This window comes from Nonomuraea sp. NPDC049378 (assembly GCF_055586745.1).
Genome location: NZ_JBVJHP010000016.1, coordinates 215,775 through 236,516, shown reverse-complemented (window position 1 = coordinate 236,516; position 20,742 = coordinate 215,775). Strand labels below are relative to the sequence as shown.

The following is a 20,742-nucleotide window of genomic DNA, read 5'->3' as shown; positions in this document are numbered from 1 at the left end:
TCGTGAAAGATATCACAAGCTCACGGAAGACCGCTTTTACCTGCCGTTTCTAGTTCGCGATCACGAACGCCCTGGATGGGCAGGAATGACCGGATTGCCCTCGGCCGTCGAGCGGCCCTGCGGCGAGCCGCCTCCCGGCGGCGGCATCCGCCGCCTGACCTCGGGCTCCGGCGGGATCGGCGGCATCGGCCCCGTGGGCGGACCGTCGTCGTCGGGGTCGTCGCGCGACACCGAGTGCGCCCCGCCCCTGCCCCGCCAGCGCGGCAGGGCCATCAGCACCAGCACGGCCAGCGCCAGCACGATGACCACGGGGAACAGCAGGACCGGCACGCCGATCGTGGACATGCCCACGATGCCGAAGGCGAACAGGAACGCCCACGCGTACATGATCAGCACGGACCTGCGGTGCGAGTGGCCGATGTCCATCAGCCGGTGGTGCAGGTGGCCGCGGTCGGGCGCGAACGGCGACAGGCCGCGCGAGGTGCGCCGCACCACCGCGGTGATCAGGTCGACCAGCGGCAGCACCAGCACCGCGGCCGGCAGGAGCAGCGGCAGCAGCACCGGCACCTTGTTCATGCCCTCGATGATCGCCGGGTCGAGCGGCGTCACGGTGACGATCGACGAGGCGAGCACGAGGCCGATGAGCATGGCCCCTGTGTCGCCCATGAAGATCTTCGCCGGATGGAAGTTGTGCGGCAGGAAGCCCAGGCACGCGCCGATGAGCACGGCGGCGATGGCGGCCGTCGTCGTGATGCGCCCCCCGCTGATCTCCTCGGCCAGGAAGATCGAGTAGGCCCAGGTGGCCATGCCCGCGATGCACACGACCCCCGCCGCCAGGCCGTCGAGCCCGTCGACGAAGTTGACCGCGTTGATCGTCACGACCACGACCATGATCGTGATGACGGTGCTGAGCGTGTAGTCGAGGCTGGTGGAGCCGCCCCAGTCCTGCGGCAGCGGGATGTAGAGGAGCCGCAGGTCGAAGAAGACCAGCACACCGGCCGCCGCGATCTGCCCGGCGAGCTTGACGAAGGCGTCCATGCCCCACCAGTCGTCGAGGAAGCCCGTGACCGTGATGAGCCCGCCCGCGACGATCAGCGCGATGACGGCGTCGCCGTCGGACTCCGCCAGGGCCGCGCCCGTGTGGGTGAGCCTGCTGGCCACCAGCAGCCCCACGACCAAGCCGCCGTACATCGCCAGGCCGCCAAGCCTGGGCGTGGGCGTGGTGTGCACGTCGCGCTCGCGAACCTCGGGCATGGCGCCGATGGCGATGGCGAAGCGGCGCACCAGAGGCACCAGCAGGTAGGTCACCGCTGCCGAGATGAGCGCCATGAAGAGGTATTCGCGCACGAACCTAGTTTCCCGGATGCTCCGGCCCGCTGTGACCGGAAAACGACACAGACCGGCTCAAAATTCGCTGAGATATGGCTGATGGATGGCGAGAAGGGCCGTCACCCTTGCCCTGACCTCCTCCGCGCCGCCCGGATCGCGCACTGCCCTGGCGACCAGGGACCCCAGCTCCTTCAGATCTTCCGGCTCCATGCCCTGCGTCGTCACGCACGGCGTACCGACGCGGATCCCCGAGGTCACGGCCGCCGGCTCGGGATCGTACGGGATCACGTTGCGGTTAAGTGTGATGCCCGCGGCCGCGCACCTCCGCTCCGCCTCGACACCCGACACCCCCGCCCCGCGCAGGTCGATCAGCGCCAGGTGCGTGTCGGTGCCTCCGGACACGGCCCGCATGCCCTCCGCGTCCAGCGACGCCGCCAGCGCCCGCGCGTTCGCGATCACCTTTCTGGCGTAGCCGGCGAACTCCGGCCGCATCGCCTCACCGAACGCCACCGCCTTGGCCGCCACCACGTGCATGAGCGGCCCGCCCTGGACGAACGGGAACACCGCCCGGTCGATCCTGGCGGCCAGCTCCCCCGTGCACAGGATGGCGCCGCCACGCGGCCCGCGCAGCGCCTTGTGCGTGGTGAAGGTCACGACGTCCGCGTACGGCACCGCCGACGGGATCGCACCGCCCGCCATCAACCCGATCGGATGCGCCACGTCCGCCAGCAACCACGCCCCCACCTCGTCAGCGATACCGCGGAACGCCGCGAAGTCGATCAACCTCGGGTACGCCGTCGCGCCGCACACGATGAGCTTCGGTTGGTGCCGCAGCGCCAGATCCCGCACCTCGTCGTAGTCGATGAGTTCGCTGTCACGACGCACCCCGTACGACACGACGTCGAACCATTTTCCCGAGAAGTTCACCTTGGAACCATGCGTGAGATGGCCGCCGTGCGGCAGGGCCATGGCCAGCATGGTGTCACCCGGCTGGAGGAGCGCCGCGTAGGCGGCCAGGTTCGCCGAGGCGCCCGAGTGGGGCTGGACATTGGCGTGCTCCGCCCCGAACAACCGGCACGCCCGCTCGATCGCCAGCCGCTCGGCCCGGTCGACGACCTCGCAACCGCCGTAATAGCGCCTGCCCGGGTAGCCCTCGGCGTACTTGTTCGTCAGCGTGGAGCCCAGCGCGGCCAGGACGGCGGGCGAGGTGAAGTTCTCGCTCGCGATCAGCTGGATCCCGCCGCGCACACGTTCGAGCTCGTCGAGCAGAACCTGCGCGAGCTCGGGATCCTGCCGGCGCAGCAGCCCGAAGTCGGGACCGTAGTAGGGTTCCGCACCCATTTCCCCACTGTACGACCTGGTGTCCGTCTCTCCCATAGAGAGGTGATGCCCGGAATCCGTTCTTTCAGGGATGCGCCCGCCACGCGTGGAGGGCCCCTCCGATCCGGGCAGCGAGCCGTCCTGCGCGCCCGCTCGTCCGCGCCGGCCGCGTGCCGCGGCAGACGAACGACCGGACGCGCACCCCGTCACTGGAACGCGTGCGGGGCGCTGGCCGTCGTCTGGATCCACCTCGGCGTGTCGGCGGCCTCGTCGCTGATCGCCGTCAGCACGGCATGCCGGTAGACCGACAGCCTGGTGCGCCACTCACGGATGTCCTTGACGTAGCGCTCGCCCACCGGGGCGTCCCACGTCTGCGGGCTCTTGGCCAGGGCGTACGCCTTGTCCAGAACCGTTCTGAGCGCCTCCAGCTGGGGCAGGACGGTGTTCCATGCGACGACCAGGCGCTGGTAGTCGGGATTGAACTCCCAGGCCCGCTGCGGGTTGTCCAGGGGGCCCGTGGAGCTGATGGGCGGGGTCTCGTCGCGCTGCCTGGCCTTGGGGGCGGGCGGGTCCACGTACATCACGCGCTCCTCTCCGGAGTCCCGGGATCGACCGACCCGCTCGGGCCGTCCGGCCTGATGTCCTCGGGCGCCCACCGGCCCTCGCCGTACTCACCCGGCGGGACCGCGACGGAGGGCATGTCGGCTGGCTGGATGTCCCTGTGGTGCTCGATGACCGTCCTGAGCGCGTCCAGGTCGGGCGGGGTGACGTTCACGGAGACCACAGCGCCGCCGTCGCCGCCGTCCCGCCGTCCGGACCCGTCGGCGGGGTCGCTCCAGGCGGGCTCGGTGCCGTAGGCGATCTGCACCGTGTAGGCCGGGCCCGTAGCACCCGCTTGACGTGGTTCCGCGGCGTACCCGGTCGCCGCCCCGTCACCCCGTCCCGTTGCGCGGCCGGGGTCGGAGTCGGCGACGGCCGGGGTGCCGGTGGGCGGGTCGGCCGAGGGGTTCGTCGGCGGGATCCTGACGGGTTCGCCCTGCTCACCCCTGCCGGTTCCCTGGCCTCCCGTCTCCTGGTCACCGGTTCCTCGGTCGCCACCCTCACGCTCACCGGGGTCGCCGGCTCCACGGTCGCCCTGGTTTCCGGCCTCACGACCACCCGTGTCCTGACCGTCACGCGTGCCTTGGCCTGGTTCGTCCCCCGCTGGTCTGCTGGGCGTCGTCCCACCGTCGCCAGGAGCCGCGGCGCCTGGTGTCCTGCCCGTGCCATCCGGCTGCTCGCCGGTGCCGGGGGCGCAGGTGCCGTCCTTGCCCCCTGCGGAGTCACCCGACGGCGGGGGGGTCGCGTCGCCGGTGCTCGGACGGCCGGGGTCGACGGAGCCTGCGGGGCCGTCAGGGCGGATGTCGCGTTCGGCCCACTCACCCTTGCCGTATTCGCCCGCCGGAACCTCGACCCGCGGCATGTCCAGCGGCCGGATGTCGCGGTGCCGCTCGACCACGGTGTTGAGCGCGTCCTGGCCGGGCGGGGTCGTGCCGGCGGAGACCACGTCGCCGCCGTCGTTCGCCCAGGCGCTGACGTCGGAGGCGGCGGTGGTGTTGTCGGCCGGCACCCGGGGCATCTCGGCAGGGACCACCTTGTCGGTGTTCTCCAGCAGGTCTTCGAGTTGCTCGGCGGTGGGCGGGTCGAGCGGCACCTGCAACACCTTGACCCCGTCGACCACCACGACCTGCGGTTGATTCACGCCCTGCCCGTTCTGGGCCGGAGTGTCGGACGGGTCGTCCCTCGTGCCGGTCTCGGCCTCGGCACCGCGGTCACGTCTGCTGTCCAGCTCGTCGTCCTTGGGCATGCCGACAGGCTGATCACCGCTCCGGGCGTCCTGATCGGTCCCGGCGTCCCGATCCGTGCCGGTGTCCTGCCCTGCGCCGGTGTCCTGACCTGTGCCCGTGCCTTTGTCGTCGTCGCAGCCGTTCCCGCCGGGGTCGGACCCGGACCGGCCGTCCCCTCTGGGCTGGTCATCCGTCCGGGAGTCATCACCGGTCCCCGGCTGGTCACCCGTCCCGGGTTCGTCACCGGCTCTCGCGCTGCCGCCTGTCCCGGGCTGGTCGCCTGTGCGGGGCTCCTCGCAGGTCTTTCCGTCATCACCCTTGGGAACGTCGTCGCTCTTCGGGGCATCCCCGCCCTTCGGAACGTCGGTGTCGCCCTTACCGACCCCCCTGTCCTGGTCGGTCTTCGGGGCGTCACCCGTCTCAGGAGGAGCGTCACCGCTCCTTGGCGGATCGTCGGACTTCGGAGGAGCATCACCCGTCTTCGGCGGAGTATCACCGCTCCTGGGCGGATCGTCGGCGGACTTCGGAGGAGCATCACCGGTCTTCGGCGGATCGTCGGCCCTCTTCGGAGGGGTCTCGTCGGTCTTGTCACCGGCGCGCGGATTCTCGTACCGCTCCCGATCCCCGCGGACACCCTTGGATTCGTCGGCGGCCCCCGCCCCCGTCCCGGGCGGATCGGCGCGCTTCTCCAGCACCCCGAGCCGGACGTTGACGTCTTTGATCATGGTGTCGACCGCGTCGGCGATCTGGGCGGGACGGTGGGTGGTCTGGGTGGAGAGCCCGGCCCGGTTCATGGTGAGCCGGACCTGGTCCTCGACCTTGCGCATCTCCGCGGCCGCGTGTTTCGCCTCGGCCAGCAGGTCACGGACCAGCTTGGGATCCATGCCGTCGAACTTGCCCATGGGCCACTCCCGACGTCCGATGAGAAACCCGCCACGTGGACTGCCGCGACGGCGGTGGCCGGGGACGACAGCGGGGCGGCAGTCGGGCGAGCAGGTTTCTCGATGGCAGCCGCTCCGCGCCTCACCGTAATTTGGCGCGAGCGCGACCGCAGCCGGAATAAGCAGCCGGTATACGTCAGTCGTCGGTGGCGACGTAGCCGATGATGCCGCGCAGTTTCTCCACCGGGATCGCCCCTCGCCGCAACATCCTGGGCACGGCCGTGGTGAGGTCGAGGATGGTGGAGGGCGTCTGGTCGGTGGTCTTGCCTGCGTCGAGATAGACGGCGACCGACTCTCCGAGCTGCTCCTCCGCCTCCTCTGCCGTGGTGGCGGCGGGCGCGCCGGAGCGGTTGGCGCTGGAGACGGCCATCGGCCCGGTCTCCTTGAGCAGGTCGAGCGCGACGGGGTGGAGCGGCATGCGGACGGCCACCGTGCCCTTGGTGTCGCCCAGGTCCCAGGAAAGGGCCCTGTTGGCCTTGCAGACGAGCGTGAGCGGCCCCGGCCAGAACGCGTCTATCAGGTCCTGCCCATAGGGCCCCAGGTCGTCTATGAGCGCTGTGGCGGCCCTGACGGTGCCCACCAGCACCGGCGGCGGCATGTCACGGCCCCGGCCCTTGGCGTCGAGCAGTGCGGTGACCGCCGCCGGGGTGAATGCGTCGGCGCCGAGGCCGTAGACGGTGTCGGTCGGCAGCACCACGAGCTCGCCACGGCGTACGGCGGCCGCCGCCTCCGTCAGGCCTTCGGTCCGCTGCTCGAGGTCGGAGCAGTCAAAGCGTCTTCCCACGGTTTCGTTGCCTCGCTCCGCTCGGCTACGAGCGGCGCTCTCGAGGCCTCCTCCCCTCAACTCGTTCGGTGGCTTCGCTCTCTCTCGTCGCGCGGGAGAAGGCCGGGCCGCTGGCGTGCATCTTAGTCCTGGCCCAGGCGGGCCGTGACGAAGCGGTCCCGTCTGGTGAGATCCTGGCGCAGGCGTACGTCACGCCAGCCGTTGTCCTCGGGGAACGTCAGGTAGACGGCCCTGCCCTGCTCGTCGGCGTGCTCGACGGCCACCCAGCCGCCTGGGCGCAACAGGCGGCGGGCCGTGCGCTCCACCGCGCGCACCTCTCCCAGCCCGTCGTCGCCGGAGCCGAAGAGAGCCCGGGTGGGGTCGTAGTCGCGCACCTCGGGGTCGCGCGGGATCGCGCCGGGCGGGATGTAGGGAGGGTTGGAGATGACCAGGTCGACCTTGCCGTTGAGCTCGGGCAGCGCCTCCGCGAGGTCTTCCGGGTGCAGGTGGGTGCGGCCCTGGCCGTGCTCGGAGATGTTGCGCTTGGCCCAGGTGTACGCGCCGGGGTCGACCTCCACGGCGTGGACCTCGGCCAGCGCCACCTCCTGGGCGATGGAGAGCGCGATCGCGCCCGAGCCGGTGCCGAGGTCGACCACCAGGGGGGCGGTGACGTCCATCGCGCGCAGCGTCTCGATGGCCCAGCCGGCCATCACCTCGGTCTCCGGCCGCGGCACGAACACGCCGGGCCCGACCGCCAGCTCGAGGTAGCGGAAGTAGGCGTGGCCGGTGATGTGCTGCAGCGGCTCGCGGGCCTCGCGCCTCGCCACGCCCTCCCAGAACAGCGCGTCGAAGTCAGCGTCCCTGACCGTGTGGAGCTCGCTTCTGCGCACGCCGTGGACGAACGCCGCGATCTCCTCAGCGTCGGTGCGCGGTGAGGGGACACCTGCCTCGGCCAGCCGGGCAGTGGCCAGGGCGATCTCGTCCAGCAGAAATGTCATGAGTGTTGTGCGAGCTTCTCCGCCATTTCGGCGTCAATAAGGGCTTGGGTGACGGCGGTGAGCTCGCCGTCGAGAACCTGGTCGAGGTTATACGCCTTGAAGCCGACCCGGTGGTCGGAGATGCGGTTTTCCGGGAAGTTGTAGGTGCGTACGCGCTCGGAGCGGTCGACGGTGCGGACCTGCGACTTGCGCTCGGCCTGAGCGGCGGCGTCGGCCTCCTCCTGCGCGATGGCCAGCAGCCGCGCGCGCAGGATGCGCAGGGCCGACTCCTTGTTCTGGAGCTGGCTCTTCTCGTTCTGGCACGAGACGACGACGCCGGTGGGCAGGTGGGTGATGCGGACCGCGGAGTCGGTGGTGTTGACGCTCTGGCCGCCCGGGCCGCTGGAGCGATAGACGTCGACGCGCAGGTCGTTGGCGTCGATCTGGACGTCGACCTCCTCCGCCTCGGGGTAGACGAGCACGCCCGCGGCGCTGGTGTGGATGCGGCCCTGGGACTCGGTGACGGGCACCCGCTGCACGCGGTGCACGCCGCCCTCGTATTTGAGCCTCGACCACACCCCCTCGTCGCCCTTGGCCCTGATGCCGACGGTCACGTCTTTGTAGCCCCCGAGGTCGGAGGGCTGGTTGTCGATGATCTCGGTCTTCCAGCCGAGCCGCTCGGCGTAGCGCAGATACATGCGCAGCAGGTCGCCCGCGAACAGCGCGGACTCCTCGCCGCCCTCGCCCGCCTTGATCTCCATGATGATGTCCTTGTCATCGTTGGGATCGCGCGGGATGAGCAGGTGCCTGAGCCGCTCCTCCAGCTGGGGGACGCGCTCCTCGAGCTCGGCCGCTTCGGAGGCGAACGTCTCGTCCTCACCGGCCAGCTCTTTGGCGGCGGCCAGGTCTTCGCGGACCGACTCGAGCTCGCGGTAGGTGCCGATGATCGGCGTGAGCTGGGCGTAGCGCCTGCCGAGGGTGCGGGCCTTGTGCTGGTCGGCGTGCACGGCGGGATCTCCGAGCTGCAGCTCCAGCTCGGAATACTCCTTGAGCAACTCGTCGAGATTCACCGTGCGTCCTTCGTCGTGGGTTGGGGCGTCGCAACCGACAACGCCGACCCGGCGCACCGGGGTGCGTCCGGGCCGGCGTCGGTGGAGCTATTTGCCCGCGGGCTTCTTGCCGAAGCGCTTCTCGAAGCGAGCCACTCGGCCGCCGGTGTCGAGGATCTTCTGCTTGCCCGTGTAGAACGGGTGGCAGGCCGAGCACACGTCGGCGTGGATCACGCCGTTCTTCGCGGTGCTCCGCGTGGTGAACGTGTTGCCGCAGGAGCAGGTCACCTGCGTCACGTGGTATTCGGGGTGGATGTCGCGCTTCATCGCTGTCCTTTCGGGCTGCGGCCGCCGGGTCGCCCTGATCGCAGGGCGTGAACCGGAACCGCAAAATGGTCAGCTACCAGTGTGCCAGATCGTGCAACCATCCCAGGCCATCAGGGATTCCCGATCAAGCTCGGCGGGCGCGGCCGGTGACCGTCAGGCCGGGCCCTCGCTCGTACGGCCCTCCTCGTGAACGCCGCGAGAGGCGGCGGGGACACCCCGTCCGCCTCTCGCGTGACGCACCGCCGGCAGAAGGCCGTCAGTCGCGGTCGTTGCTCACCGTGGTCTTCTGGACCTGCAGGAGGAACTCCGCGTTGGACTTGGTCTCCTTCATCTTCTCCAGGAGCAGCTCGAGCGCCTGCTGCATGTCGAGCGCGTGGAGCACCCTGCGCAGCTTCCAGACGATCTGGAGCTCTTCCTTGGCCATGAGGATCTCTTCCTTGCGCGTGCCGGACGCGTCGACGTCGACCGCGGGGAAGATGCGCTTGTCGGCCAGGGAGCGGTTGAGCTTGAGCTCCATGTTGCCGGTGCCCTTGAACTCCTCGAAGATGACCTCGTCCATCTTGGACCCGGTCTCGACCAGGGCCGTGGCGAGGATCGTCAGCGAGCCGCCGTTCTCGATGTTGCGGGCGGCGCCGAAGAAGCGCTTGGGCGGGTAAAGGGCGGTGGAGTCGACACCGCCCGACAGGATGCGACCGGACGCCGGGGCCGCCAGGTTGTAGGCGCGGCCGAGGCGGGTGATCGAGTCGAGCAGGACGACCACGTCGTGGCCCAGCTCCACCAGGCGCTTGGCCCGCTCGATGGCGAGCTCGGCGACCGTGGTGTGGTCTTCCGCGGGCCGGTCGAAGGTCGAGTGGATGACCTCGCCCTTGACCGACCGCTGCATGTCGGTGACCTCTTCTGGCCGCTCGTCCACGAGCACGACCATCAGGTGGCACTCGGGGTTGTTGCGGGTGATCGCGTTGGCGATGGACTGCAGCACCATCGTCTTGCCGGCCTTCGGCGGCGAGACGATGAGACCGCGCTGGCCCTTGCCGATCGGCGACACGAGGTCGATGATCCGCGTGGTCAGGATGTTGTGCTCGGTCTCGAGGCGCAGGCGCTCCTGCGGGTAGAGCGGCGTCAGCTTGTTGAAGTCGGGCCGGTTGCGGGCCTGCTCGGGGTCCATGCCGTTGACGGTGTCGAGGCGGACCAGAGCGTTGAACTTCTCGCGCCGCTCACCCTCGCGGGGCTGGCGCACGGCGCCGGTGATGACGTCGCCCTTGCGCAGGCCGTTGCGGCGGATCTGGGCGAGCGAGACGTAGACGTCGTTGCTGCCGGGCAGGTAGCCGCTGGTCCTGACGAACGCGTAGTTGTCGAGGATGTCGAGGATGCCGGCGATCGGGATGAGCACGTCGTCGTCGCCGATGACCGGCTCGCCGCTGTCGAAGCGGTCGCGGCCACGGCCACGGTTGCGCTCCCTGAAGCGGCCCCTGCGCCCGCGCCCGCCACGCTCGTCGTCATCGCCGCCGCGCTGGTCGTTGCGCTGGTCGCCGCGGTTGCCCGAGTCGGTGCCGCGCTGGTCGCCCCGGCCGCCGTCACGGCCGTCGCGGCCGTCACGACCACCGTCACGACCGTCACGACCGCCGTCACGGCTGCTCTCCGACCGGTCGCCGCCGGAGCGGTCTCCCCGGTCGCCGCGGTCTCCCCTGTCGCGCCGCTCGCCGCGGCTGCGGCGCTCGCGGCGGCTCTCGCCGCGCTCGGAACGCTCGGGGCGGGTGTCGTTCTGGCCATTCTCCGCGGGCTGCGCCTGCTGCTGCTCGACGACCGGCTCGGCCGGGGCGGCGACAGGCTCGGGCGCGGCGGAGGTCACGGGGCTCGCGGAGTTCGCGGCCACGGGCTCGGCGGCGGCGGGCTGCTGGGCGGCCTGCGGTGCGGGCTCCTCCGCGGTCTTGCGCGACCGCTCTCTGCGCGTCCGGGTGGGCCGCTCCGCGGCGGGCGTCGCCTCCGCCGGGGCCGAAGCGGACGCCTCGGACGCGGCTGCGGGAGCCGAAGCGCCTTCGCCGGAACCGCCACCCTGCTTCTCCTGGATGGCCGCGATGAGCTGGCTCTTCCGCATGCGCCCGGTCCCGCTGATGCCCAGCTCGGCCGCCATCTTCTGCAGCTCGGGCAGCACCTTGGCGGACAGGCCGGTGCCGGAGCGACGCGCACGCGGCTTGGCCGGGGCGCGGGTGGGGGTGTCGCCGGACGCGGGCTCAGCGCCTGATGCGTCGGAGAGGAGTTCGGTGGTGTCGCTCAACTAAAAGGTCCTTCCCAGGGGTCGGGCGCCGGTTTTGTTCTGCCGGGCGTCCCGGAGGTGCTTGCGATCCGGCGGGACAGACCGGGTCGGGGTGCACTCTGCGATCTTCGGCTGTCGCTGGAGACGGCCGCCACTCTTGGGGAGGGGCTCGTCCAGGCCGCCACAGGACCGTGGCGCGTGGCTGACACCCCCCAGATTGCTGTCGCCAACCAGATGTCGAGATGATTCGAACGCGCAGATCCCCGTCGTCGCCACCTCGCGTTGAGCCAACCGGGTGTGGGCCAACCGGAGGCAACGGATTCCGGGGAGACAGCCGCGCTGCTCACGCCTCGCGACGTGAAGCATGATGCAGCGATGTGTGGCTGACAAGCACGCACCCACCAAGGGGGCATCTGGTGCGGCTATCAGCCTAACATCACCAGCGCACACGGCTATTCCCTGAAGGTCTAAAGAGGCATCAGCGTGTCTCGGGGAACTGAACGTTCGCACCAACCGGGTCGACGTCCATTTGCTGGATGTGCCAGTCATTACCCACTTCTGGCGCGATCAAATCCTGCGAATCCGATGTAAGGAACGCAAGAACCGCGGGACCCGCTCCCGAAACGACCGCGGGCACACCCACCGCACGCAGACGTTCTACCAGATCCGCGCTCTCCGGCATCGCAGGCGCGCGGTAAGGCTGGTGGAGCCGATCTTCTGTCGCGGCGAGCAGAACCTCTCGCTCGGGCCGTCGGGTCAGCGCGGCGATCAGCAACGCGGCCCTGCCGGCGTTGAAGGAGGCGTCCTTGTGGGGCACGTCCTTCGGCAGCAACCCCCTTGCGGCCTCCGTGGACAGCCGGGTCGACGGGACCACGACCACCGGACGGATGCGCTCGTCGGGAGCCAGTTTCACCATACGCGGCACCCCCGTGTGGTCGCACCAGGCCACGGTCAGCCCGCCGGCCAGGCAGGGGGCGACGTTGTCCGGATGGCCCTCCATCTCGGCGGCCAGCGCGAAAACCTGGTCGTCGGAGAAATTTGTCAGGCCGGCCAGCGCCCGCGCGGCGAGGATGCCCGCGCACACGGCCGCCGACGACGACCCGAGCCCGCGGGCGTGCGGAATCCTGTTACGGCACCGCAGGCGGATCCCGGCCGGTTGGGGCACGCCCATGCGGGCGAACGTCGTGCGCATGGCTTTGACGATCAGATGGCCCTCGCCGAGATCGACCTCACCCGCGCCCTCTCCCTCGACGGTGACGGCGGCCCCCGGCTCTCCGGTGAGCGCGGCCTCGACCTCGTCGTGCAGGCTCAGTGCCAACCCGAGCGTGTCGTAGCCCGGCCCCAGGTTGGCCGATGTGGCGGGCACGCGGATCTGAACAGTGCTCACGTTTGCCTCATGATTCCTCACTTCCCCCGTGGCCCCCGCGCCCTGGTGTGGCGTCAGGCGAGGTTGAGCGCCGCCGCCGCGGCGTGGACGTCGATGGGGATCACCACGGGCGCCGGCGCGCCCGAGATGGCCCAGTCGGGGTCTTTCAGGCCGTTGCCCGTGACCGTGCAGACGACACGCCGCCCTGGCTCGACCATGCCCTGCGCGTGAGCCTGCAGCAGGCCCGCCACGCTGGCCGCCGACGCGAGCTCGACGAACACGCCCTCTTCCTGCGCCAGCAGTTTGTACGCCGCCGCGATCTGCCGGTCGGTCACCGCCTGGATGGCCCCGCCCGACTCGTCACGGGCCGAGGTGGCCAGCGACCAGGAGGCCGGGTTGCCGATGCGGATCGCGGTGGCGATCGTGTGCGGGTGGGCGACGGGCGCTCCCGCCACGATGGGCGCGGCCCCGCTGGCCTGGAAGCCGAGCATGCGCGGCCGCTTCGTCGCCACCCCGTCGTCGGCGTATTCGCGATAACCCATCCAGTAGGCCGAGATGTTGCCGGCGTTGCCCACCGGGATGCAGTGGATGTCGGGCGCGTCGCCCAGCGTGTCGACGATCTCGAACGCCGCCGTCTTCTGCCCCTGCAGCCGGTACGGGTTGACCGAGTTGACCAGCGCGATCGGGTAGTTGGACGACAACTTGCGGGTCATCTCGAGACAGTCGTCGAACGACCCCTCGACCTGCAGCAGCGTGGCGCCGTGCACGAGCGCCTGGGCCAGCTTGCCCATGGCGATCTTCCCCCGTGGCACCAGCACGGCGCAGGTCAGCCCGGCGCGGACGGCGTAGGCCGCGGCCGAGGCCGAGGTGTTGCCGGTGGAGGCGCAGATGACCGCCTTGGCGCCCTCTTCGACCGCCTTGCTGATGGCCATGGTCATGCCACGGTCCTTGAAGCTGCCGGTCGGGTTGGCGCCCTCGACCTTGAGGTAGACGTCGCACCCCGTCAGGGCGGAGACGCGGTGCGCGGGCACCAGCGGCGTGCCGCCTTCGAGCAGCGTGACGACGGGCGTCTTCGTGGTCACGGGAAGACGCTCTCGGTATTCCTCGATGAGGCCACGCCACGACCTGCTCATGATGGACTCCCTACCTGCGGTGTTCGGCACAGAGTGTACGGGGTGCGGACGACCGTCGCGGAGCCGCGTCCACGGGCCGGACACGGGAACGGGCACGAGGACGGACGCAGGCCATGTACCCCTGCCCCGGACAGTCGTTGGACAGGGGCACTATTCAGGAAATTCTCAGCATCTCCCGATAAGGTCTCGGCCAGGGGGTCACCACCATGAACGCGCGTCCTGCTTTGAGGCAGAACGACTATTCACCAGTAGCGGTTCCGCAGCTAGGCGCCTGGTCACCGGATCTGTCCGTGAGCGTGGTGATACCGGCTCACGGCGGGCAGGGGCTCGATCTGACGCTGGCCGCTCTGGCCGCGCAGACGTACCCGGATCATCTCATGGAAGTCCTGGTCGTCGACGACGGCAGCGATCCGCCGATCCGGCTGCCCGAGATCAGGCCGGTCAACACCCGCGTCGTCCGCGTGCGCGACGGCTGGGGCATCTCCAACGCCGTCAACACGGGCGTCAAGGCCGCCGACGGCGAGATCATCCAGCGCCTCGACGCCGACATGGTGGCCTGCCGAGAGCACATCGAGGCCATGGCCCGCTGGCACCACGTGACCGACTATCTGGTCAGCATCGGCATGAAGAAGTTCGTCGACACGCCGCCCGTCACGCCACGCCAGGTCTTCGCGGCGCAGCGCCTGGACGAGGTGTTCGACCTGGCCGAGGCCGTGCCGAGCTCCACCGAGGCGACGATCGCCAAGACCGACGGGCTGCGCAAGAGCCGCAACCCCTACCACGTGTGTACGGGCCCGACCTTCGCCCTGCCCAGGGAGATCTTCCACGCCGTGGGCGGTCTCGACCCGAACGTGGTGCGGGGCGAGGACACCGAGTTCTCCTACCGGCTGGCGATGCACGGCGTGGTGTTCGTGCCCGAGATGGAGGCGCAGGCCGTGCACCTGGGGCTGCCCTCGCAACACCGTGACAGGGAGCGCGCCGTGCGGGCGGTCGAGCCGTACCTGGCGCACCGGATCCCGCTCCGCAGGGATCTGCGGAAGGACCGCGGGCGGCGGTGGCTGGTGCCGTACGTCGAGATCGTGCTCGACGTGACCGACACGTCCGAGTCCGTGGTGCGGCGGGCGGTGGCGGCGGCGCTGGACGGCAAGCTGCAGGACGTCGTGGTGACGCTGGTCGGGCCGTGGTCGCGGCTGGACGACGAGCGGCGCGTGACGCTGTCCGACCCGTGTTTCGAGCTGCGGCTGATGCGTGATCTGTTCGCGCACGACGAACGCGTGCGCCTCATCGACGAGGCCGCCCCGACGCCCACGCCGGCGCCGTTCCGCTATCGAGGGCCGGCGGACGTGCCGCTGCACCGGGCGACGCTGGAGCGCATGATCGAATCGGTGCAGAAGGACCTGGCGGGCATCCTGATCGTGGACCTGCCCGACGGGCGCTCCGCCCGGCTCGAACGCACCTCGGCGCTCGGCCGCGCCGTGCTCCTGTCGCCTTCGACGGGCTGGGCGGGCGCGGACCTGGACGACGTGATCGACACCACCCATGGGGTACGCCACGAGCCCTCGGACCGCTACTGGCCCGCGCCGCCCGCGCCCGCGCCGGAGCCGGTCACCATTCCCGCCCAGGTGCCGGCGCCCGCGGAGCCGTCCGAGAAGACCCTGCTCAGACGCCTGAAGTCGGCCCTGCGCCCCAGCTGACCGCGCGCTGGGCGCCGGCACAGCGGTGACCGTTCGCGCAGGCTCGGCTCCGGCCGCGCGGGGCGGTCAACCACGCAGGCGTTTGCGGAGGGCGCGTCTCATAGTGGTGGACACCATCGCGCGCAGGCTCTGCTGGGCGCGGTTGGCCGCGGCGATCTGGCGGCGCAGGGTGCCGACCTCGCGGCGCAGCTCGACAGTGCTCTTGCGCCAGCGCCCCGCCTCCTCTTTCCACTTCGCCACCTGTGCCCGCAGCCGCTCGTTCTCGCCGGCCCGCCTGGCCGCCTCCGTCTGCGCCTCGACGCGGGCCTTGTACGCCGCCCGCCGCCCGGCCGGCGGCTCGGGCTCGGCGGTGAACCCGTAGGTCTCGCCGTCGACCCAGGCGACCCCCGACACCGCGTCCACCGCGTCGTCGAGCTCCTCGTCCGGTGCCGCCACGATGCGGGCCCTGGCGAAGGCCGACGCGCGTTCCAGCCGGGCCGCGACGACGCCGTCCGCCGACTCTCGCAGCAGCACGTTCACCAGGCCGAGGCCCTCGTCGCGGGCCAGATCGAGCAGGCGGGCGAGGGTGTCCTCGCCGGGCGCCCAGCCGGGCGGCAGGCGCAGCACGAAGGGCACGGCCGGGTCGATCTCTTCCGCGGACGCCAGGCGCACCCGGTGTTCGTGCTCGTAGTGGCCGTGGACCAGCACGAGTTCGAGGTCGGGGTCCTTCAGCGGCGCGCGGCGCTCGCCGCCGAGCCGCTCCCAGGGGCCGGTGAGGAGCACGGAGAGGTCGGGGACGGTGCCGGCGAGCAGGGCGTCCACCGCCGGCCGCACGGTGTCGTAACCCACGGTGCCGTCCATCACCACGGTCACGTACGGGATCTTCCACCCCCGCGCCGGATGGCCGCGCAACCAGCGGTAGGCCGGGATGCGGTCGGCCACGAAGGCGTGACTCACCCGGTCGATCGGCTGCTTGTCGCGCATCCGCATGGTGGGCCCGAGGTGGTAGGCGCGGGCCCGCGGCTCGGGGACGAACACGGCTCCGGCCTGGGCGAGGCGGTAGCCCAGCTCGGTGTCCTGGCCGAGGATCAGGTCGTCGTCCATCGGGCCCGCCGCCGCGATCAGGCGGGCGTTGACGGAGGTCGCGCCACCGACGTGCAGGCTGAACGGGCGCTGCGGGTTGGCGGTGAGCCCGTCGGTGCGCTCGACCAGGTCGACGATCCAGGCGTGCGGCTCGGCCGGCTCGAACGCCGCCTCCAGGTCGTCGGGCAGCACCTCGGGCAGCGGGGCCTCGGTGAACCTGATGTAGCCGGTCACGACGGCGTAGGGGGCCGCGTGATGCCAGCGCATGTGGGCCTCGATCGCTCCCCGCGTGAGCACCACGTCGGAGTCGAGCCAGAAGATCACGTCGCCGGTGGCCTCGGCGAGCCCGGCGTTGCGGGCGGTGGCCCGGCCGGGCTTGTCGCAGACGACCAGCCGGGCGGCCGTGCCCCCGGGCAGGCGCAGCGGGGGCGAGGTGCCGTTGTCGACGACGATGATCTCCGTCAGCGCGGCCGGGTACGTCTGCCGCGACAGGCCCTGCAGCACCAGGTCGAGCTTGTCCTGGCCGCCGTAGGCGGGGATGACGACGCTGACCGTGAGCTCCGGGGTGACGTGCTCAGGAGGGCCGAGAACCCGGTAGTCGTTGCCGCGGACCCTGACGTGACCGGCAGCCGTGTGCCGGGGCGTGGGCTGGGGCGTGGGCTGGGCGGACGCGCCGGCGGCGCCCCCGGGTGGCGTCATGCGGCTTCCAGCAGCAGGCTCGGCCGGAAGCCGCGCCACTGGTTGGCGGCGACCTTGAGGAAGTGGGCGAGAGGCAGTTGCCAGGTGTGGTCGGCGCTGAGCCCTCTGCGCAGGACGTAGCCCAGCCCGTGGGTGCGGTAGATTCGCGCGCCGGCCTTTTGCGCGGCTTTCAGAAATTCGAGATCGACAGCCCGCGGCACAGCAGGAAATCCCCCTATTTCCTCAAATTTTGAACGAGAAACCATGATGGTTCCTCCGGCCACGTGATCGGACCACACCTCGCTCGGATAACGCGCCCCGCTCGCGAACGTCGTACGCCTGATCGTCGCCTTGAGCGGCTCCAGGTAGAAGAACTCCGCGGTCGTGCCCACCACGTCGGCGCCGGTGTACGACATCGCCATGAACAGGTCGGCCAGGTGGCGGGGTCCGTACCAGTCGTCGTCGTCCCACTTGGCCAGGTGGTCGCCGCTCGCCAGCGCGGCCGTGCGGTTGAGCACCTCGCCGAACGGCACCGACGCCTCCGCCTCGATCCACCTCACCGGCAGCGAGCAGGACTCGGCCGCCTCGCGCACCTGGTCGAACCCCACCCCGTGCAACCCGAGCAGCACCTCGGCCTCGACCTCACGCTGGCGTTCCATCTGCGCCAGCGCCGCGCCGATCAGGCCTGCCCGTTTGCTCGCCATGACGATGCTGATCTTCGGATGGATCGCGAGCGGGTGCGCCAGCCGGCGCAGGCGTACGCTGTGCTCCTCGCGCCGGAGGTCGGCCAGGGAGCGCGCGCCGCCGTCGGCGGCGTGGCCGAGCCAGTCGCGGTCGGTGAGCAGCTCGGCGAGGCCGGCCGGCACCCATGGCTCCGCGCGTCCGGCCGTCAGCGGGACGCCGGCGGCGGCCAGGCTCAGCAGGCCGTCGAGCGGCACCTCGGCGGCGGGCCACTCGACCTCCAGGCCGCGCAGCGGGCGTAGCGCGGGAACGTCGGGCGGCTGCCCGTCGACCGCCCAGCTCCCGTCGGCCCAGTGAAGGCGGCCCAGCCCTTGCTCCGGCGTGCGCACGAAGCCGCTGGGGGTGGCGGGCCCGATGGATGACCCGGTGGATGACCCAATGGATGACCCAATGGATGACCCGGTGGAGGCCGGGGCGGCGGACATGAAGGGCGCTCCTCGAACGCTCGGGACTCGGTCGGCGCCTACCCTACGCCCGATGCGCTGACCGCCAGCCACAATCCGGCACAGAAGTGCGCTAGTCGTCGCCTTCCACCCGCATGACGCTGGCCACCGCGCGGACGATGTCGAGATCGCGCAGCCCCTCCATGGTCGCCGACAGCGCGGCGTCGGTGGCGCGATGGGTGACGATGACGAGCTGGGCGTCGTCGCCGTGGCCCTCCTGGCGCACCGTCTGGATGGACACGTCGTGCTTGGCGAACAGCTCCGCCACCCGCGCCAGCACGCCGGGCTTGTCGGCCACGTCGAGCGCCACGTGGCAGCGCGTGACGGTCTCCCCCATCGGGTGCACCGCCAGGTCGGCGTAGGTGGACTCGTCGGGCCCGCGGGTGCCGGCCAGGCGGTTGCGGGCCACGGCCACGAGGTCGCCGAGCACGGCGGAGGCCGTCGGCGCGCCACCGGCGCCCTTGCCGTAGAACATGAGCTGCCCCGCCGACTCGGCTTCTACGAAGACCGCGTTGTACGCCTCGCGCACCCCGGCCAGCGGATGCGACCTCGGGATCATCGCCGGGTGCACCCGCACCCCGAAGGAGCGGCCGTCGTCGGAGCGGGCGCAGATGGCCAGCAGCTTGATGACGTAGCCCATGTCCTTGGCGGAGGCGACGTCGGTGGCGGTGATCTCGGTGATTCCCTCGCGGTGCACCTCGGCGGCCGTGACGCGGCTGTGGTAGGCGAGCCCGGCCAGGATGGCGGCCTTGGCGGCGGCGTCGAAGCCCTCGACGTCGGCCGTCGGGTCGGCCTCGGCGTAGCCGAGGGTCTGCGCCTCCTCCAGGGCGTCGGTGAAGGACGCGCCCGTGGTGTCCATCTTGTCGAGGATGTAGTTGGTGGTGCCGTTGACGATGCCCAGCACCCGCTTGACGTGGTCGCCCGCCAGCGACTCGCGCAGGGGGCGCAGCAGCGGGATGGCGCCGGCCACGCTGGCCTCGAAGTAGAGGTCGCCGTTGCCCTGGCGGGCGGCTTCGTACAGGCTCGCGCCGTCCTCGGCCAGCAGCGCCTTGTTGGCGGTCACCACCGACTTGCCGCCCGACAGGGCGGCGACGATCAGCGAGCGGGCCGGCTCGATGCCGCCGATGACCTCGATCACGATGTCGACGTCGTCGCGGGTCACCAGCGCCTCGGCGTCGGTGGTGAACAGCTCGGGGCCGATCTCGACGTCGCGCTTGCGGCCCAGCCGCCGCACGGCGACGCCGGCCAGCTCGAGCGGGGCGCCGATGCGGGCGGCCAGGTCGTCGGCCTGCTCGTGCATGAGCCGGATGACCTGGGTGCCGACGACGCCGCAGCCCAGCAGCGCCACTTTCAGCGGTTTCACAGCTGCCCCCTCAACAGGTCGTCCTCGGTCTCACCCTGCACGATCACACGGGACTCGCCGCGCGACACCGCCACCACGGCGGGTCGGGGCAGGTAGTTGTAGTTGCTGGCCAGCGAGCGGCAGTAGGCGCCGGTCGCGGCCACCGCGATCAGGTCGCCGGGGGCGAGGTCGGCGGGCAGGTGGCAGTCGCGCACGATGATGTCGCCGCTCTCGCAGTGCTTGCCGACCAGGCGGCTGAGCACGGGCTGGGCCTGGCTCTCCCGGCTGGCCAGCACGGCGGTGTATTCGGCGCCGTAGAGTGCCGTGCGCACGTTGTCGCTCATGCCGCCGTCGATGCTCACGTAGGTGCGCAGGCCCTCGACGTCCTTGACGGTGCCGACCTCGTAGAGGGTGATGCCGCCCGGGCCGACGATCGTGCGGCCGGGCTCGACCGTGAGGCGGGGCACGGGCAGGCCCGCGTCGACGCAGACCTTGGTGACGATCTCGCGCAGGCCGTCGGCCAGCTCCTTGATGTCGGGCGCCTCGTCGCCGTCGACGTAGGCGATGCCGTAGCCGCCGCCCAGGTCGAGCTCGGGCAGCACCACGCCGTGCTCGTCCTTGATCTGCACGAGGAGGGTGGTCAGCCGGCGCGCGGCCACCTCGAAACCGGCGGTGTCGACGATCTGGGAGCCGATGTGCGAGTGCAGCCCGACGAGCTGGAGCTGCGGCAGCGCGAGGATGCGGCGTACGGCCTCCGCGGCGGCGCCGGAGTTGAGCGACAGCCCGAACTTCTGGTCGTCGTGGGCCGTCGCGATGAACTCGTGGGTGTGCGCCTCGACCCCGGTGGTCACCCTGACCATCACCTTGGGCCGCTTGCCGAGCCGCTCGGCGTGGTAGCCGAGGCGGGCGATCTCCTCGAACGAGTCGACCACGATGTGCCCGACCCCGGCCTCCAGCGCCCTGGTCAGCTCGGCGGCGGACTTGTTGTTGCCGTGCATCGTGATGCGCTCCGGGGGGAACCCGACGCTCAGCGCGACGGCCAGCTCGCCGCCGCTGGCGACGTCGAGCCCGAGACCCTCGTCGCGCAGCCAGCGCACGATCTCCTTGCACAGGAACGCCTTGCCGGCGTAGTGGACGTCGGAGTCGGCGAACGCCGTGGCGTAGTCGCGCATGCGCGAGCGCACGTCGTCCTCGTCGAGGACGTACAGCGGGGTGCCGTGATCGCGGGCCAGGTCGCGGACGTCCACGCCGCCGACGGTGAGCGCGCCCTGCTCGGCGCGCGTCGACGTTCGGGACCAGATCGCGGGATTGATGCGGTTGATGTCGGCGGGCGCCAGCGGCGGGCGCTCGTGGGGCATCATCTCGGCGTGGCGGTCCCCGGCGGGATGGGCGTATCGACTCACCCGATCGAGGCTATCGGAACCGCCACCCCTCCCAGGACTCGTGACCACGGATCGAGACGCGATCACGCCCTAGAAGGGATATTTTTACGCCATT

The 20,742-nt window shown here is 71.0% G+C and carries 16 protein-coding genes; 1 reads left to right on the top strand and 15 read right to left on the bottom strand.

The window, feature by feature from the left end; all coding sequences use genetic code 11:
• Positions 1-60: 60 nt before the first annotated feature.
• From ACZ6SA_RS32600 to thrC, 11 genes are all read right to left on the bottom strand, one after another.
• Positions 61-1,347, bottom strand: coding sequence for a glycosyltransferase family 4 protein (locus tag ACZ6SA_RS32600; protein WP_347643794.1), 1,287 nt, complete (start codon positions 1,345-1,347; stop codon positions 61-63).
• Positions 1,348-1,404: 57 nt separating this feature from the next.
• Complete coding sequence (locus ACZ6SA_RS32595) at positions 1,405-2,670, bottom strand: serine hydroxymethyltransferase (protein ID WP_465832526.1); 1,266 nt, start codon at positions 2,668-2,670, stop codon at positions 1,405-1,407.
• A gap of 185 nt (positions 2,671-2,855) precedes the next feature.
• Complete coding sequence (locus ACZ6SA_RS32590; protein WP_347643792.1) at positions 2,856-3,230, bottom strand: hypothetical protein; 375 nt, start codon at positions 3,228-3,230, stop codon at positions 2,856-2,858.
• Positions 3,230-5,377, bottom strand: a complete 2,148-nt coding sequence (locus ACZ6SA_RS32585) for a hypothetical protein (RefSeq protein WP_465832524.1) — start codon at positions 5,375-5,377, stop codon at positions 3,230-3,232. The genes ACZ6SA_RS32590 and ACZ6SA_RS32585 overlap by 1 nt, the downstream gene beginning before the upstream one ends.
• Before the next feature lie 175 nt (positions 5,378-5,552).
• The gene (locus ACZ6SA_RS32580; protein WP_347621765.1) at positions 5,553-6,200 is read right to left on the bottom strand and encodes an L-threonylcarbamoyladenylate synthase; all 648 of its coding nucleotides are present in this window, start codon (positions 6,198-6,200) and stop codon (positions 5,553-5,555) included.
• 122 nt (positions 6,201-6,322) lie between these two features.
• A complete protein-coding gene (prmC, locus tag ACZ6SA_RS32575; RefSeq protein ID WP_132595529.1) occupies positions 6,323-7,177 on the bottom strand; it encodes a peptide chain release factor N(5)-glutamine methyltransferase in 855 nt (284 codons plus the stop codon).
• Positions 7,174-8,226, bottom strand: a complete 1,053-nt coding sequence (gene prfA, locus ACZ6SA_RS32570; RefSeq protein WP_465832521.1) for a peptide chain release factor 1 — start codon at positions 8,224-8,226, stop codon at positions 7,174-7,176. The genes prmC and prfA overlap by 4 nt, the downstream gene beginning before the upstream one ends.
• 87 nt (positions 8,227-8,313) lie before the next feature.
• The gene (gene rpmE / locus ACZ6SA_RS32565; RefSeq protein ID WP_132518486.1) at positions 8,314-8,532 is read right to left on the bottom strand and encodes a 50S ribosomal protein L31; all 219 of its coding nucleotides are present in this window, start codon (positions 8,530-8,532) and stop codon (positions 8,314-8,316) included.
• A gap of 256 nt (positions 8,533-8,788) precedes the next feature.
• Positions 8,789-10,807 (bottom strand): transcription termination factor Rho, encoded by a 2,019-nt coding sequence (gene rho / locus ACZ6SA_RS32560; protein ID WP_347643789.1) that lies wholly within the window; start codon positions 10,805-10,807, stop codon positions 8,789-8,791.
• A 457-nt stretch (positions 10,808-11,264) separates the two neighbouring features.
• The gene (gene thrB / locus ACZ6SA_RS32555; protein ID WP_347643788.1) at positions 11,265-12,152 is read right to left on the bottom strand and encodes a homoserine kinase; all 888 of its coding nucleotides are present in this window, start codon (positions 12,150-12,152) and stop codon (positions 11,265-11,267) included.
• A gap of 74 nt (positions 12,153-12,226) precedes the next feature.
• Positions 12,227-13,285, bottom strand: a complete 1,059-nt coding sequence (gene thrC / locus ACZ6SA_RS32550; RefSeq protein ID WP_347643787.1) for a threonine synthase — start codon at positions 13,283-13,285, stop codon at positions 12,227-12,229.
• A 290-nt stretch (positions 13,286-13,575) separates the two neighbouring features.
• Between thrC and ACZ6SA_RS32545 the strand changes: the two genes are divergently transcribed.
• The gene (locus ACZ6SA_RS32545; RefSeq protein ID WP_465832517.1) at positions 13,576-14,979 is read left to right on the top strand and encodes a glycosyltransferase family 2 protein; all 1,404 of its coding nucleotides are present in this window, start codon (positions 13,576-13,578) and stop codon (positions 14,977-14,979) included.
• A gap of 66 nt (positions 14,980-15,045) precedes the next feature.
• Here the strand turns inward: ACZ6SA_RS32545 and ACZ6SA_RS32540 are convergent, their stop codons facing one another.
• From ACZ6SA_RS32540 to lysA, 4 genes are all read right to left on the bottom strand, one after another.
• Entirely contained in the window at positions 15,046-16,740 is a 1,695-nt protein-coding gene (locus ACZ6SA_RS32540; RefSeq protein WP_465832515.1) for a glycosyltransferase family 2 protein, read from the bottom strand.
• Positions 16,737-17,789, bottom strand: coding sequence for a glycosyltransferase family 2 protein (locus tag ACZ6SA_RS32535; protein ID WP_465832513.1), 1,053 nt, complete (start codon positions 17,787-17,789; stop codon positions 16,737-16,739). Before ACZ6SA_RS32535 ends, ACZ6SA_RS32540 begins: the two co-directional genes overlap by 4 nt.
• A 187-nt stretch (positions 17,790-17,976) precedes the next feature.
• Positions 17,977-19,266, bottom strand: coding sequence for a homoserine dehydrogenase (locus tag ACZ6SA_RS32530; protein ID WP_347643783.1), 1,290 nt, complete (start codon positions 19,264-19,266; stop codon positions 17,977-17,979).
• On the bottom strand, positions 19,263-20,648 hold the full coding sequence (gene lysA / locus ACZ6SA_RS32525) for a diaminopimelate decarboxylase (RefSeq protein WP_347643782.1): 1,386 nt from the start codon (positions 20,646-20,648) through the stop codon (positions 19,263-19,265). Before lysA ends, ACZ6SA_RS32530 begins: the two co-directional genes overlap by 4 nt.
• Positions 20,649-20,742 lie beyond the last annotated feature (94 nt).